This window comes from Haladaptatus sp., from assembly GCF_049589095.1.
Classification (GTDB): domain Archaea; phylum Halobacteriota; class Halobacteria; order Halobacteriales; family Haladaptataceae; genus Haladaptatus.
In genome coordinates, this window is sequence record NZ_JBAWAC010000213.1 from 1 (window position 1) to 2,192 (window position 2,192).

Sequence of the window (2,192 nt, forward strand, 5' to 3'; positions counted from 1 at the left end):
CGTACGGTCACCCCGAAGACCGGTCGATCAGTTCTCGTAGGTTCGTTCGATTCCGTGGCGACGCAACAGGTGGCGCACGATGTTCAGTTCCCATCTCGTCCGTGTTACGAGGTCCGTTTCGTACCGGGTCGCCTCGACGATGAATCCGGGTTTGCCGAGGTCCGCATCGACTTTATGGATGAGCAACGGTCGGGTTCCGTTTATCGTGTTTCCTCGTTTGAACCGGTAGTACTCGGGGAACGAGTCCGGGAGATGGTGTCGGTTCATGTACCCCGCCGCCTGCACTGCGTCCTCACCGGCACCGGACGCGGTAGTGGGATAGATGGCTTGTCCGACCCCGTCGGGACCGACGTCCTCGTGATATATCCCTTTCGAGCTGTGAAGGTTGATCACGACGTCCGGGTCGGACGATTCGACGACGTCCCAAATCGCCCGTGCGAGCGGCGTGGTTGGGGTCTCCCCCGGCGGGAACTTTCGGTTGAGGTTCCCGTTGTCGTTGACGTAGGTATCGCGTTCGATGGCGACTTGGTTCGCCCGCGGAATCGTGATGAGTTTTCCACGGTCTATCGACCACGATTTGATACCGCCCGCTGCCCTGTTCCCGGCCGGTTCGTTCCCCTGAATGCCGCCGACGACGACGGCAGTCGTTCCACTCTCCCCCGCGTCCGTGACGTACACGTCGGTCTCGTCCGGCGTCCCGTCACGAATCGTGTACGTCGTTCGATCCGCAGCACTACTCGTTCCTTGCATGGCGAGCACGGCAGGGATTCCGGCGGCTACGAGACCCGTACGACGCATAAACGAACGACGCGTTCGATCCGACCCCGCTGTCTCTGTCGTCTCCTGTTCTTTCATAACATCCCGCATTACGGACAAATTCGATTTAGTTATAATCCGACATCCCTTTCGAAGGGACCGAATAGCAGCGAACAGGTTCGGCATGAGTCCGTACGTAGCGACGAAACGTATCCGAGTCACGGATATCCGATACCTCGACCGACGGCCGGTCGAACGACCGAACTCGTCGAAAAAACGGACGGACGGTAGTGGTCGAATTACGTGCATCCATCCACAAATTTTGTTCTTCCTGTCTGACATTATTCCGCCGACGAACCTCCATTCGACTCACGCCGCACCGATCGACGGCACTAACCGACGCTCTTCAACTACGTCGCCGAGGGAGACGACGTATTGGTGGCCCATAGGACGACGTAGTGGATGCCTGTGGAGCTCTCGAACCTCCGTCGGTGCTCTCGCTGCGTCCAGGAACATTCCACCCGAGTCGGCTGTCTCCAAGCACTGTGGAAGTAAGGAGACGGAGTTGAATCCGGCGGAACTACTCGGAGAGCGTTTCCGCATCGACCGGTGACGAGCGCTGCCAGTATCCCTCGAATTTCTCACGCGCCCACGAGAGGACCGCTTCGTCGTCCGTGTCCAATGCCGCACGAAGGAAATCGTCCCCATCTCGTAACAGGAGGTGTGTGACGTCGTCGGTAATCGTCACCGCAAACGGAATCTCCCCGTCGTACAGACGGATTTCGGCGTCCACGGACTCGACGAGGTCACGCAGTTGCTCCCGTAACGCCGAATCGTGTGTGATCATGGCGAGCGCATCCTCGGACAGCACCCCTTCGAACGTCTGTGCTCCGTCCAGTACCCGTTGCCGAATCACACCGAGACTCTGTTCGTTGAACGCGTACGAGAACAACTGGACGTGGCTGGAGCGATGGAGGAGTTCGAGCACTCGCTGAACCGGCGCGCCCGGTTTCGTTTGACTCGGCGTCGTGATCGTCGCATCCGAAAGGTGTCGGAGATCGAAGTCCATCGCCTCCGTGGGTAACCATTCGACTACCTCTCGAAGTTTGAGCTCGGTCTCGACGGTTTCCAACAGATCGACGAACTCCTCCGCGACGAGTTGACCGGTCGCCGTGGTGGTGTATCTTCGACCATCGTACGTTATCCATCCCCGTTCCTGCAGGTCACGGAGGATACGTCCGAGCGTCGGCTGGGACGCGGTCAGTTGCTCTTCGAGTTCGCGTCGCGTGTATGAATCATCGCACAACGTATCGAGAACCGTAACGCGATTACTCGACAACGCGAGGAATTCGATCTCGTCGAGTGCGGGGTCCATAGCAACCCCATTTCTCCCGACGCGTATAGCTGTTTTCACACCGTGAATGTTATTCACGGTG

Annotated in this window: 2 protein-coding genes; both read right to left on the bottom strand. The window is 58.5% G+C overall.

Translation table 11 applies throughout. From position 1 onward, the window contains the following. Positions 1 to 27: 27 nt before the first annotated feature. A complete protein-coding gene (locus WBV42_RS06995) occupies positions 28 to 798 on the bottom strand; it encodes a deacylase (protein WP_423985390.1) in 771 nt (256 codons plus the stop codon). A gap of 538 nt (positions 799 to 1,336) precedes the next feature. Next, positions 1,337 to 2,131: a helix-turn-helix transcriptional regulator gene (locus WBV42_RS07000; protein ID WP_423985391.1), complete on the bottom strand. Its 795-nt coding sequence runs from the start codon at positions 2,129 to 2,131 to the stop codon at positions 1,337 to 1,339. Between the last annotated feature and the right edge of the window lie 61 nt (positions 2,132 to 2,192).

What these genes read in the sequence shown, in the direction of transcription:
- WBV42_RS06995 (WP_423985390.1), bottom strand. Translation starts at nt 798, where the DNA reads ATGCGTCGTACGGGTCTCGTAGCCGCCGGAATCCCTGCCGTGCTCGCC.
- WBV42_RS07000 (WP_423985391.1), bottom strand. Translation starts at nt 2,131, where the DNA reads ATGGACCCCGCACTCGACGAGATCGAATTCCTCGCGTTGTCGAGTAAT.